The organism is Pseudomonas sp. MWU16-30317, assembly GCF_020515695.1.
GTDB lineage: Bacteria > Pseudomonadota > Gammaproteobacteria > Pseudomonadales > Pseudomonadaceae > Aquipseudomonas.
The window spans coordinates 230,587-242,907 of sequence record NZ_JAIWJA010000008.1 but is presented as its reverse complement, the minus strand read 5'-3'; the positions used below and the strand labels follow the sequence as shown (position 1 = coordinate 242,907).

Annotated in this window: 13 protein-coding genes; 10 read left to right on the top strand and 3 right to left on the bottom strand. The window is 60.6% G+C overall.

Annotated features, from left to right (window positions below; genetic code table 11):
* Positions 1–57 precede the first annotated feature (57 nt).
* The 3 genes from LIX93_RS22180 (at position 58) to LIX93_RS22170 (ending at position 2,871) form a co-directional block, all read left to right on the top strand.
* Positions 58–1,014 carry a sugar-binding transcriptional regulator gene (locus tag LIX93_RS22180; protein ID WP_226506205.1) on the top strand — a complete coding sequence of 319 codons (957 nt, stop codon included), beginning with the start codon at positions 58–60 and terminating at the stop codon, positions 1,012–1,014.
* A 143-nt stretch (positions 1,015–1,157) separates the two neighbouring features.
* Entirely contained in the window at positions 1,158–2,414 is a 1,257-nt protein-coding gene (locus tag LIX93_RS22175) for a M20/M25/M40 family metallo-hydrolase (RefSeq protein WP_226506234.1), read from the top strand.
* 97 nt (positions 2,415–2,511) lie between these two features.
* Positions 2,512–2,871 carry an addiction module antidote protein gene (locus LIX93_RS22170; RefSeq protein WP_226506204.1) on the top strand — a complete coding sequence of 120 codons (360 nt, stop codon included), beginning with the start codon at positions 2,512–2,514 and terminating at the stop codon, positions 2,869–2,871.
* Between the two features lie 550 nt (positions 2,872–3,421).
* Here the strand turns inward: LIX93_RS22170 and LIX93_RS22165 are convergent.
* Complete coding sequence (locus tag LIX93_RS22165) at positions 3,422–4,186, bottom strand: hypothetical protein (RefSeq protein ID WP_226506203.1); 765 nt, start codon at positions 4,184–4,186, stop codon at positions 3,422–3,424.
* 152 nt (positions 4,187–4,338) lie between these two features.
* Positions 4,339–4,806 carry a DUF1203 domain-containing protein gene (locus LIX93_RS22160; protein ID WP_226506202.1) on the bottom strand — a complete coding sequence of 156 codons (468 nt, stop codon included), beginning with the start codon at positions 4,804–4,806 and terminating at the stop codon, positions 4,339–4,341.
* Positions 4,807–4,965: 159 nt separating this feature from the next.
* Here LIX93_RS22160 and LIX93_RS22155 point away from each other — a divergent pair, with 159 nt between their 5' ends.
* From LIX93_RS22155 to LIX93_RS22130, 6 genes are all read left to right on the top strand, one after another.
* Entirely contained in the window at positions 4,966–5,898 is a 933-nt protein-coding gene (locus LIX93_RS22155; RefSeq protein WP_226506201.1) for a LysR substrate-binding domain-containing protein, read from the top strand.
* 202 nt (positions 5,899–6,100) lie between these two features.
* Positions 6,101–6,874, top strand: a complete 774-nt coding sequence (locus LIX93_RS22150; RefSeq protein ID WP_226506200.1) for an ABC transporter substrate-binding protein — start codon at positions 6,101–6,103, stop codon at positions 6,872–6,874.
* Between the two features lie 36 nt (positions 6,875–6,910).
* Entirely contained in the window at positions 6,911–8,065 is a 1,155-nt protein-coding gene (locus tag LIX93_RS22145) for a DUF2817 domain-containing protein (RefSeq protein ID WP_226506199.1), read from the top strand.
* Between the two features lie 5 nt (positions 8,066–8,070).
* Positions 8,071–9,135: an aromatic ring-hydroxylating dioxygenase subunit alpha gene (locus LIX93_RS22140; protein WP_226506198.1), complete on the top strand. Its 1,065-nt coding sequence runs from the start codon at positions 8,071–8,073 to the stop codon at positions 9,133–9,135.
* A 121-nt stretch (positions 9,136–9,256) separates the two neighbouring features.
* A complete protein-coding gene (locus LIX93_RS22135) occupies positions 9,257–9,745 on the top strand; it encodes a hypothetical protein (protein WP_226506197.1) in 489 nt (162 codons plus the stop codon).
* A 122-nt stretch (positions 9,746–9,867) separates the two neighbouring features.
* Positions 9,868–11,100 (top strand): MFS transporter, encoded by a 1,233-nt coding sequence (locus LIX93_RS22130; RefSeq protein WP_226506196.1) that lies wholly within the window; start codon positions 9,868–9,870, stop codon positions 11,098–11,100.
* 18 nt (positions 11,101–11,118) lie between these two features.
* Here the strand turns inward: LIX93_RS22130 and gstA are convergent, their stop codons facing one another.
* Positions 11,119–11,748 carry a glutathione transferase GstA gene (gene gstA / locus LIX93_RS22125; protein ID WP_226506195.1) on the bottom strand — a complete coding sequence of 210 codons (630 nt, stop codon included), beginning with the start codon at positions 11,746–11,748 and terminating at the stop codon, positions 11,119–11,121.
* Positions 11,749–11,897: 149 nt separating this feature from the next.
* Here gstA and LIX93_RS22120 point away from each other — a divergent pair, with 149 nt between their 5' ends.
* Complete coding sequence (locus tag LIX93_RS22120; RefSeq protein ID WP_226506194.1) at positions 11,898–12,212, top strand: helix-turn-helix domain-containing protein; 315 nt, start codon at positions 11,898–11,900, stop codon at positions 12,210–12,212.
* The last annotated feature ends 109 nt before the right edge of the window (positions 12,213–12,321 follow it).

Here is a 12,321-nt window from a genome sequence, read left to right as displayed (position 1 = left end):
ATGATGCAGGCGGTAGTGAACTGATTGTTACTGTACAAGCCCGTCATCGAGAGAGTCATGAGCCAGATCGAAGAACTGCGTCTGATTACCAAAATTGCCAGCCTCTATTACGAGGAAGGCTTGAAGCAGTCGCAGATCTCGGCACAGCTCGACCTTTCACAGTCCTTCATCAGCCGCGCCTTGCAACGCGCGCTGCAGGATGGCGTGGTGAAGATTACGGTGATGCGCCCCCAGGGGCTGCATCTGGAACTTGAACGCGAACTGCAGCAGCGCTACGGCGTGCGCCGGGTGATCGTGGTCGAAGCGACAGTGCCTGACGACGAAGAAAGCATCAAGCAGGCGATTGGCTCGGCCGCCGCTCATTATCTGGAAACCACCTTGAACGCCGATGACAGCATCGGTATTTCATCCTGGAGCTCGACGATTCGGGCCATGGTCGGGCACCTGCACAGCCTGCCGGGCCGCCAGGCCGCCCGCGAAGTGGTGCAACTGCTAGGCGGGGTCGGCAACAAGGGTGCCTTCGAAGCCACCCTGCTGACTCAACGCCTGGCCACGCTGCTCAACTGCCCCGCCTACTTGCTGCCCTCCCAGAGTATCGAGCAGTCGGTACAAAGCCGCGAACGCATCATGCAGATGGACGAAGTGCGCGAAGTCATCGAACGCTTCGACAGCGTCACCCTGGCCATTGTCGGCGTCGGTGAACTGGAGCCGTCGCAACTGCTACGCAACAGCGGCAACTACTACACCGAGGAAATGTTGCGGGTGCTCGCCGAGCGCGGCGCGGTGGGAGACATCTGCCTGCGCTACTTCGACGCCAACGGCAAGCCCGTGCTCGGCGAAGACGAGGAGTTCGTCGTGTCAATGGCATTGCCCAAGCTGCACAGCGTGCCACGCGTGCTGGCCTTGGCGGGCGGGAGCCGCAAGGTTCATGCAATTCGTGGCGCGCTCAAGGGCGGCTTCGTGGATGTGCTGGTGACGGATTTGAATACGGCGCAGGGGTTACGGGAGGTGTAGGCAAACGAGCCGACATGACTGGCGTCACACTACATTCTCAATGGACGCAATCTCGCTCAACGCCGCAACTTCAGGCCACAGCGCATCTGCGTTCAGAATCGCCAAGATCTTTTGATCAATCCACCCCACTCAAGGAACGACCCATGCCGTTAATGCTTCCGCGCTCTGCCCTCGCCTGCGCTTTGGCGCTTGCTGTCACATTTGCTGGCGGCTCCCTCGCTCAGGCAGCGACGCCCGACAAACTGGTTCAGGCTGGCGCCGAGCAGGCCAAGGAGCCTGCGCTGAAGCTGTTGGAGCAATTGGTCAATATCGATTCCGGCTCCGGTTACGAGCCGGGGCTGAGCAAGGTGAGCGCCATGGTCGTCGATGAATTGAAAAAGCTCGGAGCGACCATTGAGACCTTCCCCAATACGCCCCCTGACAAAAGCAACCATGTGATCGCCACGCTCAAGGGCACGGGCAAAGCGAAGATCTTGCTCATGGCGCACATGGACACGGTGTTCAAGGAAGGCTCGGCCGCCGCCCGGCCTTTCCACATCAAGGATGGACGCGCTTATGGCCCCGGGGTGATGGACGACAAGGGCGGCATTGTCGCCGGGATTTACGCGCTGCAGATTCTGAAAAACCTGAAGTTTACCGACTACGCGCAGATCACCTTCCTGCTGGACGCCAGCGAGGAAACCGGTTCGGACGCTGCGACCGACCTGATCAAGGAAACCGCCAGGCAGCACGATGTGACGCTGAACCTGGAGCCGGGTCGCCCCGCTGACGGCCTGGTTGTCTGGCGTAAAGGCAGTGTGACAGCAGTGGTCGACGTGAAGGGCAAGGCGTCCCATGCGGGCGTTGCACCGGAGCTGGGCCGTAACGCGGCGATGGAAGCGGCACACCAGATTCTGCAACTAGGGAAACTGGGCGATGCCGAGAAGAAGACCACCATCAACTTTACTGTGATCAATGCCGGTGACCGCACCAATGTCATCCCTGATCGAGCCAGCGCCAAGGCCGATGTGCGCGTAGCCGTGCCGGAAGAGTTCGACCGGATCGAAAAGGATCTCGCGCGAGTATCGGCTGACAAACTGATCCCGGAAACCGAAGTGTCGACCCAGCTGATTCGTGGCCTCCCACCGATGCCGCAAACCGCCGAAACCGACAAGTTGGTGGCTGTCGCCCAAGGCATTTACGGCGAACTCGGCCGCACGCTGACCCTCGAAGGCAGCGGCGGCGCAGCCGATGCAAGCCTGGCCGCCAGTGTTGGCGTGCCGACGCTGGACGGTTTTGGCATCGTCGGCGGCAACATCCATACCCCCGAAGAATACGCCGAAGTCGAAAGCGTCTCGCCACGGATTTACCTGCTGACGCGCATGATCATGGAGCTTTCTAAAGGCACAGCTAAACAGTGAGTGCGCGGTGGCTGCGCAGCCTCCCCTTCCAAAGTCGACGCCGCCCAAGCGTTCGCGCGACAGGCGCGCATCTGGACGCACTGCGAGGTGCATGATTATGAGTAACCAAAACAAACCCGAAGACATGCCCATTCTCAACCTGAATCTGGGCAATACAAGCCGCTTCGAGGCCTCCCGCTTCCTGGACACGCCCGAAACTACCAGTGCGTTCCTGGCCGAAGCGATGAAAGAACACGACCCCGAAGTCATGATGCAGGCGATTGCCGAAGTGGCCAAAGCCCAAGGCGTGAACAGGCTGGCGCAGAACGCCGGGGTGAACCGTGAGAGCCTTTACAAAGCACTGAAGAGCGGTACCCACGTTCGCTACGACACGGTGATGCGCCTCATGCTCGCTGTCGGGGTTGAGCTAACTGTGAAGCCAGCACCAGAGCTTCGACAGGCTGGCTTAGTGGTATGAATGAAGAGGCTTGCGAGCTTTTCTGCCACAACTTAAAACTGCGCAAACGGACGGAGTCGGGATTGATCAAGCGACAAGGCTTGCGTCCTGCAATAGCGAAAGCTGCTGCTAAGCCAGCTGTGAAAGCGCCTGCGAAATCTGGCGTGAAACCGGCTGCGAAACCAGCCGCGAAAGTGCCTGCGAAACCTAGCGTAAAACCGGCTGCCAGGCCTGCAGCGAAAGCACCAGCGAAGCCGCCGGACACTCGCGCCAGCGCCTAATGACGCGAGATCTAGCCCGGCCGCACGTTCGCCACGCCCAGTTCTTCCACTCGCCTGGCGAACTGGACGCCCGTGCCGTGAGCATCGACCACGACGGTGCAGTTCGAGAGTCAGGCGGTGTAGTCGGCGATCGGGCGCGCCGCTGGCAGTTAATGCCGCTGCTGAGAATAGGGATGCCCACGCTCTCGATCCGGCGCGGCTCTGCTGCCATCCGAACACAACGGTAAGAGAGAGCGTCTGCTACGGGTCGAAGTCGCCTGTCATAGGCGGCCGCTATCAACCAAGCTCACTCAACGCCTGTCCAGCACCCTCGCCAACAAAAACGTCGCCAGCACCGCCAGCATCACCGCAGCGGCAATGGCCGCGAGCCCTCCCCATTGCACCAGCCCCCCTTTCAGAACCAGATAGAACCCCAGAACGCCCACACCGCCAATGGCGTTGCCCCTGATGATCTTGCTCATTTCCTGCCTACCGCCCTGAACGTGAGCGAATACCGTCAACGGCCAGGCAATGACCGGAATCGGCGCCAGCATCCCGCTGGCGACAGGCCCGAGCCACGCGGCGCTGGCGGTGATCGCCAGCAGCAGCAATGTCGCTGTCAGCATGCGCATCGGGATCACCCAGCTTGGCACCGGCACCAACAGCGCAGCGGTCGTGCGTACCTGTCGCGAAGTGACGAGGATGATCGAGGCGATCAGGATCAGCGTCACGATGACCGGCACCATCAGGCTTTCCAAACGGCTCATCAGGGCAGCCATTGCGGCATACGTTGCCAAGGCCGCCATGCACGCGACGGGGACGCGAACACGTCGTGCCACGACGACATAGCACAGGTAGGTCGCCTGGACTGCAGTCAGCCCAGCCAATGCGCCGGGAATCGCCCTCAGCGCGAATTCGCTGCCTTGTTCGAGGGTGAGAAACAGCATGATCAGTGCTGAAGTGACGGGCAATCCAGAGAGAAGGCCCGCGAGGCGGGTTCCCCAGCGATGGCCTGCCAGCGAAATGGCGAGCATCAAAGCGGGCGTGATGAATAATTTCAGGTAGAAGGCAGTCATGGGCGAACAGGCAAATTAATGGTTCTGCAGGTGCCCTACGCGTCGTGCACGCAGGGCTTGGGGTCGCCATGCTAGTTGAACCGGACTGGCGAGAGGAAGATTTTATCTGCGCTCGACACACCCGGCGCAGATCGCAGACAAGTGATGCGCAGTCACACCCGATCTATCCGCGCCGCATAACACCCTCGCTTGGCATGATGCACATGAATATAGCTGACCTGCGGATCGGCGAATATTCGTGCAATCACGGCTTCTATCTCTGTCCCTGCGACGACATCGGCGTCGATCATCATCCCGCTGTCGGCGTAAGCACGCAGCGACAGCAGGCGGATACGCATGGCCTCAGGCACCTGTCCCACGGCGTCATAAACCTGCGTGGCGCCTTCACGCACGAAGATCGCGTGCGAGGCCCGGTATGGCGTATCGGCTGGCTGGCAAACATGGTTGAGCAACAGCACGCTTTGGCCTATCTGGGCGTCTTTCAACTCGATGCGGTCAGGAAAACCAGGGTCGCTGTCGACCTGATAGCGTTTGACACCGAGCGCTGCCAGCGCCTGATCGGGCAGGCCAAACAACGCCCGAAAGGGTTCGGGGGAAAGTCCGGAAATACGAAAAGTCATGGGCGTCTCCTGTCATGTAGAGACGCATGAGAGCGGATGCATGACCGGCTGCGCTATCCGCTTCTTGCTCATTGCTTGCCCTCAAAAACACGCGGCGCTTCACAGCGACCAGCATCCGTCCAATAATCCAGAGCTCACCCACTTCCTCGCGGACCCTGCATGGATAATTTGCCGCCCCTGAGAGCCCTGCAGATCTTTAATATCGTCGGTCGCTGCGGCGGTATTGCCGAGGCGGCGCGTCGCCTCGGGATTTCGACCGGCGCGGTCAGTCAGCAGATGAAAATCCTCGAGGACAGCCTCGGGATGAGCCTCACGGTAAAGGATGGCAAGCGCATCCGCCTGACTGCCGTGGGCGAGCGTTATCACCGCAATTGCGCCGCCGCTTTCGAGAGTCTGCAGGTAGGTAGAGCCGAAGTGGAACTGGCGAAAAACACCAGCAACCTGCGCGTCAGCGGGTTGCCTTCGCTGATGTCCAAATGGCTGGTCCCGCAGGTATACACCTGGCAGGATCGATTCCCCCACGTCGATCTGTTTCTAGAGGCCCGCCACGCCGAGCCCGCCACCGATGGCTACGCGATCGACTTTCGCATCACTTACGGTGACGGGGTGCCGGACACAGGCAATGCAATCGAATTGTTCCGCGACTGCATCGTGCCGGTCTGCAGCCCGGATCTGCTCGACAAACAAGCGCCGATCATCCATGCAGAGCAGCTCCTCGAGTACCCGCTGCTGTCGGTGGACTGGCTACCCAGCTTCGCCTCACCGCCCTCCTGGCGCGACTGGTTCGACGCGCAGCAGGTCGATTGCGCGACGTTGAACGATGGTCATCGCGTGTTTTCACTGTCATCCATGGCCATACAGGCCGCCATTGAAAACCGAGGGTTCGTTCTCGCGCAGTACGCCATGGTGTGCGCGGACCTCGAGGCCGGGCACCTGGTCATGCCACTGGCTCGCCCGCTGTTCCTGCCCTCCTCCTACTATCTGATCTGGAGTAACAACGCCTTCGAGAAACCCTGGGGTCGGGACTTCCACCGGTGGCTGGTCGCACGTGGCAAAGACCAACATGAGGCAAACCAACGGCTGTATGTTTAGTTTTTCTAAACCATCGACCAGTTTTACTGAGCTGTTCTCTACACTTAAAGTCGGCTATGTTGACGCCATGAGTTGCCCATAATAATTAGCCTGAACACCGTTGCTTTTCCGTTTTGCTGCCAATCACCACAGGTCGACCTTGCGCGCATTGCCGCGCTGCCTGTCGCCCTGTGCCGCATATGTCCAGTCGGAAAACGCGCACATGAAAAGACTCATCGCCACCGTTCTACTCGCCATCGCCTCGACCACTGCCTTCAGCAAAGACCTCACCACGATTCGATTCGGCGTCGACCCGACGTTCGCCCCCTTTGAATCCAAAACGGCAGATAACACACTCCAAGGCTTCGACATCGATCTGGGCAACGCCATCTGTGCGCAACTGAAAGCCAAATGCGTGTGGGTGGAAACCGGCTTCGACAGCATCATCCCGGCGCTCAAGGCGCACAAATTCGATGCGATCCTGTCGGCGATGAGCATCAACGAAACCCGCGCCAGGCAGGTGGCGTTCAGCGACAAGCTGTATCTGTCCCCGAGCCGAATGATCGCCAAAGCCGGCAGTACGCTGCAGCCTACCCCCGAGTCACTGGCCGGCAAGACCATCGGCGTTGCCCAAGGCACCACTCAGGAGGCCTACGCAAAGGCCAAATGGGCCTCTAAAGGCGTCAACGTGGTGAGCTACGCCAACCAGGAGCTCATCTACCCCGAGCTGCTCAATGGCCGCATCGACGCCACGTTCACTGATTCGGTGGTCGGCGACATGGGCTTTTTGAAGACCGCCCAAGGCGCGGGCTATGCCTTCGCCGGCGAGCCGGTCAAAGACGTCGCCTTTCTGGGTGAAGGCGTGGGTATCGGCATCGAAAAATCCAACAAGGCGCTGATCGACGCGATCAACTCGGCGTTGCGCGCGATGCACGAAAACGGCACCTACGACGCCATCCAGAAAAAATACTTCAGCTTCGATATCTATAACGGCTGAGCACCCCCGTGCGGCCCAGTGTTGCGAGTCATAGTCATGCCTGATGCTTTCCCGAATCACCCCAGCTATTGCGGTTTGCGCGAGCGTTTCGTGCGGGCCGCCACCCAAGCCGGCGCGTCCCTGTCGCGCTACGATCACCCACTGCCGGGCCCGTTCGGCGAGCCACTGAGCACCGACGTCGCCTGGCTGGGCAACCCGAGGGCCGAACGGGTGCTGGTGACACTTAGCGGCACCCACGGCGTCGAGGGCTACTACGGCTCGGACTGCCAGAGCCAATGGCTCGAAACCTACGGCACCCGCGAACTGCCAGACGACGTCGCGATCCTGATGATCCACCTGATCAACCCCTGGGGCACCGCCTGGATGCGCCGGGTCAACGAAGACAATATCGACCTCAACCGCAACTACATCGACTTCACCCAGCCACTGCCCGACAACGCCGCGTATGCGGCAATCCACGATGTCTACACCTGCACCGATCTCGACGGCCCGTCGCGCGCCCAGGCCGATGCGCGGTTCAACGCGCTGGTCGAGGAGCATGGCTGGGCGCAACTGATGGCGATCGTCGGTGCTGGGCAATATCAGTTTGCCGACGGTCTGTTCTTCGGTGGCCACGCCCCGAGCTGGTCCAATCAGACACTCCGGCAAATCCTCGCGACACACCTGGGCAGCGCCAAAGTGGCCATGACCTTCGACCTGCACACCGGCGCGGGTGAATACGGTCATCCGATGCTGATGACCATCGTCCAATCGGCCTACCCGGCACTGCCGGATGCGCAGTCGCTGTTCGGCCCGTGGTTGTACACCCTGATCACCGCAGCCAATACCTTGAGCGATACCGGGGTGGCCGCCACGTCTACCGGCTACACCTCGCAGGCATTGCTCGACGCGCTGCCCGAGGTCCAGCTGATGCCATTCGTGATCGAGTGCGGCACCTGGCCAGGGCCACCGATGCATGCCCAATTGCGTGCCGATCACTGGCTGCACTTGCACGGTGATCCGCTGAGCGAGCAAGGCCAGATGATCAAGCGCGGGCTGTTGGAGCAATTCTATCCCGACGACAGCGACTGGCAGGCGCTGGTCGGGCTGCGCACCCGGCAAATCTGGGAGCGCGCGCTGACCGCGCTGATCCATCAGGATTACACCCCGAAAACGCCACGCGCAGACTTGTCAACTTCGCCGCAGGAGTAACCCGAATGTACTTACGCAACGCCTGGTACGTGGCTGCCAGCGAGAATGAAATCGGTGACGGCCTGTTCCCGACTACCTTGCTGGGCGAGCCCGTGGTGCTGTTTCGCAAAGCCGATGGGCAAATCAAAGCACTCGAAGACGCTTGCCCGCACCGCAAGCTGCCGTTGTCGATGGGGCGCCTGGACGGCGACCAGGTCGAGTGTGGCTATCACGGCCTCACCTTCGACAGCGAGGGCACCTGCACCCGTGCGCCCACCAGCGCCAGAATCCCGGCCAGGGCCAAGGTTCACAGCTATCCGCTGCAGGTGCGCTACGGCCTCGTCTGGCTGTGGATGGGCGACCCGGCATTGGCAGACCCGGCCAGCCTGTGCGAGGTGCCCGAATGGGGCGATCCGTTATGGGGGCTCAGCTGCGGGGCCAGCATGACCGTGCCGTGCAACTACCTGTACATGACCGACAACCTGCTCGACCCGTCCCATGTCGCGTGGGTGCATCAATCGTCCTTCGGCAATGCGGCCTGTGCGTCGGAGCCGGTCACCGTGACCGAAACAGCCAATGGTGTGATCGTCTCGCGCTGGATGCGCAACGTCGAGGTGGCGCCGTTCTACGCCCAGTTCGTGACCTTCGCCGGGCCTTGCGACCGACTGCAGCATTACGAAGTCCAGTTCCCCTGCCAGGCCATCATCAAGGCGGTGTTTACCCCCGCCGGCACCGGGCACGATGACGCGCCGATGCACGAAGAGGTGTTCTTGATGAACTCCTACAACTTCATGACGCCGGTCGACGCGCACACCACCCGCTATTACTGGTTCCAGATGCGCAACTTCGACCCCGACAACGACGCTGTATCACGTCGATTCGATGAAGATGTCCAGCATGCCTTTGCCGAAGACCGCGCGGTGCTGGCGGCCGTACACAAAGGCATGCTCAACCCCCGCACAGCGCCGATAAACCTGCCCAGCGACGCAGGGCCGATCAAGTTTCGGCGCGAACTGGCGAGGCGCATCGCCTTGCAAAGCGCGGAAGATCAGCACGCCTCTGAAAGCTTGATCGCCAGTACAGCGACCTGAACCTCGATTGATCGCCGCCCGCGCATCTGCCAAATAAATCTGCCCGCCAACGCCGACGAACCCCGCAAGACTGAATACAATACGGGCCTGATTATCCTGTCCCGACCAAGGAACACGCCTCATGGCTTCCCCAGACAAACAGCAAAAACGTGCCCAGCGGGCCAAAGCCAAGGCCAAGCAAAATCGTTCGAGCAAACCTAAAGCCAACGTCGTCCATCCACTGCTGGCCAACCCGTTGATCAATGAGCCCTTCGATGACGTTGAAATCGATCTGAGCACCTTCGACTTCAAGGATATCGAAGAGAACGGCTTCGACCCGGCCCAGTTCGACGATCTTTTCCAGGCAATGAAAGTCGGCGAAGGCATCAGCCTGTTGGCGATGTGCCTGATATTCCTGCAGTACCCGGTGTTGGAGCTGGTCGTCGCCGAGGAAGCGCCGGAGCCGGCGACCGATTTCATGATGGGGCTGCTGATCGTCTATCGTCAGATCTTTTACGGCGAAGACGAAGACGCTGCGGTGACCTGGATCAGCAGCGACGCCTTTCAGCATGACTACAACGAAGCATCGACGATCCTGCAGAAAAAGAACGCTCGCGACATTCGCGCTTGAAGGGGGCGCTCAAGGGCCTCGACAGCGACCAGGCCGCAAATCGCTGACAAGGGTTCTTTATCCGGCGCTTTTGCCCCATGATTGGCGGCCCGCTTTGCGTATATTTCAGCCCGAGCCCATCGATGACCTCCGACGTTACCGCTTTGACGCCCTTCAGCCGCTATCAAAAATTCGTCGTCGGCCTGCTCGCCACCCTGCAGTTCGCAGTCATTATCGATTTCATGCTCATGGCCCCGCTGGGTGCGATGATCATGCCGGCGCTGAGCATGTCCGCCAGCCAGTTCAGCCTGGTGGTCAGTTCGTACGCGTTCGCTGCCGGGCTGAGCGGCTTGATCACCGCAGGCTTTGCCGATCGCTTCGATCGCAAGAAACTGCTGCTGTTTTTCTACGGCGGATTCGTCCTGGGCACGCTGTGGTGTGGTCTGGCTGCCAGCTTCGAGACCTTGTTGCTGGCGCGCGTGGTCACCGGCATCTTCGCCGGGGTGATCGGCTCGATCGTGCTGGCCATCGCCGCCGACCTGTTCGCCCCGCAATCGCGGGGCCGGGTCATGGGAGTGCTGCAGACTGCATTCGCCGCCAGCCAGGTGCTCGGCCTGCCCGTGGGCCTGTACCTGGCCAACCATTGGGGCTGGCACGCGCCCTTCCTGCTGCTGGCCGCCATGGGCGCGGCCGGCGGGCTGGTGATTGGGCTGGTGATGCGGCCCGTCGCCGACCACCTCAAAGCCCCGCAGGAGCACAGCGCCTTTCGACATCTGTTCAACACCCTGACGGCCCCGCAGCACTGGGCCGCCTTCGCCGCCACCGGGCTGCTGACCACCGGCGGCTACATGCTGATGCCGTTCAGCAGCGCCTTCACCGTCAACAACCTGGGCATCGACATCACCAGCCTGCCCACCGTCTACCTGCTCACCGGGCTGTGCACCATCGTCGCGGGGCCCTTGATCGGCCGCGCCAGCGATACCGTCGGCAAGCTGCCGGTGTTCTACCTCGGCAGCGCACTGACCATCGTCATGGTCACGCTCTACACACACCTGTCCAACGTGCCGTTGCCTTGGGTCATCCTGATCAACGCGGTGCTGTTCGTGGGGATCTTCTCGCGGCTGATCCCCTTCCAGGCCATGGTCGCTGGCGTCCCTGCGCCCTCCCATCGCGGCGCGTTCAACGCCGTCAGTTCGGCTATCCAGCAGTTGTCTGGCGGCTTTGCCTCGCTGTTGGCCGGGCATATCGTCATGATCGGCGCGGACGGCAAGGTGCTGCACTTCGACGTGGTGGGCTATTGCCTGGTCGCCACCACGGTGGTTGCGGTCTATCTGGTGCGGCGGGTGCAGCGCGGGCTGCTGGTGGCTAAAGCCTGACAGTTGCAAATCAGGGCATCAGAGCAAGCCCTCCTCGCTCAACGCCTGCTGCACCGCTGGCCGTGCGACTACCCGGTCGTACCAGGCCTGCAGGTTGTGCAAATGATCGAAGTGGATATCAGCCCGATAATACGAGGTCAGCCAATGCGCCTGACCCCAACCGACTAAAGCGAACAGATAGGCATCGGCCACCGTAAAACGCTCGCCCATCAGGTAACTGCGGCCTTGCAGCTGCGCATCGACCCAGGCAAACCGCGCTTCGAGTCTGGGCTTGACCGTCTCTACATATCGACCGGCTAACGTCGCATACAACAGCGGGATAAAGCCTTTGTGGATCTCGGCGCCGAGAAAACCCAGCCACTCCTGCAATCGGTATCGATCCAGTGAATCGTGTGCCGGTACGAGCCCAAGTTCTGGCCGCAAATCGCCCAGGTACTGCACGATCGCCGCGCCCTCGCGCAGTACCGTGCCGTCTTCCAATTCGAGCGTCGGTACATAACCGAGCGGGTTGACCTGATAGTAGTCGTCGCCTGCCTCGGTCAGATGCGTCTTGTGATCGACCTTGATCAAACTCACGTCCAGACCCAGCTCGTGAATGATGATATGGGGTGACAAAGAGCACGCGGCGGGGATGTAGTACAGCTTCATTGGCAGACTCCAGAGCACGATAATGGCTGTCGTTTCAGATAGAGAAACGTGCATCACGCATTCTAGAGAGCAGGTATAAAATAGGAAGAACGCACTTTTTTGTAGTATAGGTACATAAAATATACCTGCATCCATTTGGAACAACGCTCATGAAAGACAACGTATCAGGCTGCTCGGTGGAAGAAGCGATGCGCTTGCTGGGCGGCCGCTGGCGTCTGCTGCTGGCTTCGTACCTGCTGGACGGACCGAAGCGTTTCAACGCGTTGCGCCGGGATATACCGGCCATATCCCAGCGAATGCTGACACTGGATCTGCGTGCGCTTGAAGAGGCAGGCCTGGTAAAACGCACGGTGTTTCCTACTGTGCCAGTAACGGTCGAGTATGAACTGACCGAAGATGGCCGGCGTCTGGAGCCGGTGGTCGAGGTGATGCGGCAGTTTGGGTTGTGGGTCAAGGCTCGATAATGGAGGTTTTTTTGAGTCGATGGCCGCTCGATTCGGTGGCACCCTGCAGCCCATGACACGTCATGAAAAATCCCCGCTCGATATGAACGTATCGCCCTGGCAATTGATC

What these genes read in the sequence shown, in the direction of transcription:
- LIX93_RS22180 (WP_226506205.1), top strand. Translation starts at nt 58, where the DNA reads ATGAGCCAGATCGAAGAACTGCGTCTGATTACCAAAATTGCCAGCCTC.
- LIX93_RS22175 (WP_226506234.1), top strand. Translation starts at nt 1,158, where the DNA reads ATGCCGTTAATGCTTCCGCGCTCTGCCCTCGCCTGCGCTTTGGCGCTT.
- LIX93_RS22170 (WP_226506204.1), top strand. Translation starts at nt 2,512, where the DNA reads ATGAGTAACCAAAACAAACCCGAAGACATGCCCATTCTCAACCTGAAT.
- LIX93_RS22165 (WP_226506203.1), bottom strand. Translation starts at nt 4,186, where the DNA reads ATGACTGCCTTCTACCTGAAATTATTCATCACGCCCGCTTTGATGCTC.
- LIX93_RS22160 (WP_226506202.1), bottom strand. Translation starts at nt 4,806, where the DNA reads ATGACTTTTCGTATTTCCGGACTTTCCCCCGAACCCTTTCGGGCGTTG.
- LIX93_RS22155 (WP_226506201.1), top strand. Translation starts at nt 4,966, where the DNA reads ATGGATAATTTGCCGCCCCTGAGAGCCCTGCAGATCTTTAATATCGTC.
- LIX93_RS22150 (WP_226506200.1), top strand. Translation starts at nt 6,101, where the DNA reads ATGAAAAGACTCATCGCCACCGTTCTACTCGCCATCGCCTCGACCACT.
- LIX93_RS22145 (WP_226506199.1), top strand. Translation starts at nt 6,911, where the DNA reads ATGCCTGATGCTTTCCCGAATCACCCCAGCTATTGCGGTTTGCGCGAG.
- LIX93_RS22140 (WP_226506198.1), top strand. Translation starts at nt 8,071, where the DNA reads ATGTACTTACGCAACGCCTGGTACGTGGCTGCCAGCGAGAATGAAATC.
- LIX93_RS22135 (WP_226506197.1), top strand. Translation starts at nt 9,257, where the DNA reads ATGGCTTCCCCAGACAAACAGCAAAAACGTGCCCAGCGGGCCAAAGCC.
- LIX93_RS22130 (WP_226506196.1), top strand. Translation starts at nt 9,868, where the DNA reads ATGACCTCCGACGTTACCGCTTTGACGCCCTTCAGCCGCTATCAAAAA.
- gstA (WP_226506195.1), bottom strand. Translation starts at nt 11,748, where the DNA reads ATGAAGCTGTACTACATCCCCGCCGCGTGCTCTTTGTCACCCCATATC.
- LIX93_RS22120 (WP_226506194.1), top strand. Translation starts at nt 11,898, where the DNA reads ATGAAAGACAACGTATCAGGCTGCTCGGTGGAAGAAGCGATGCGCTTG.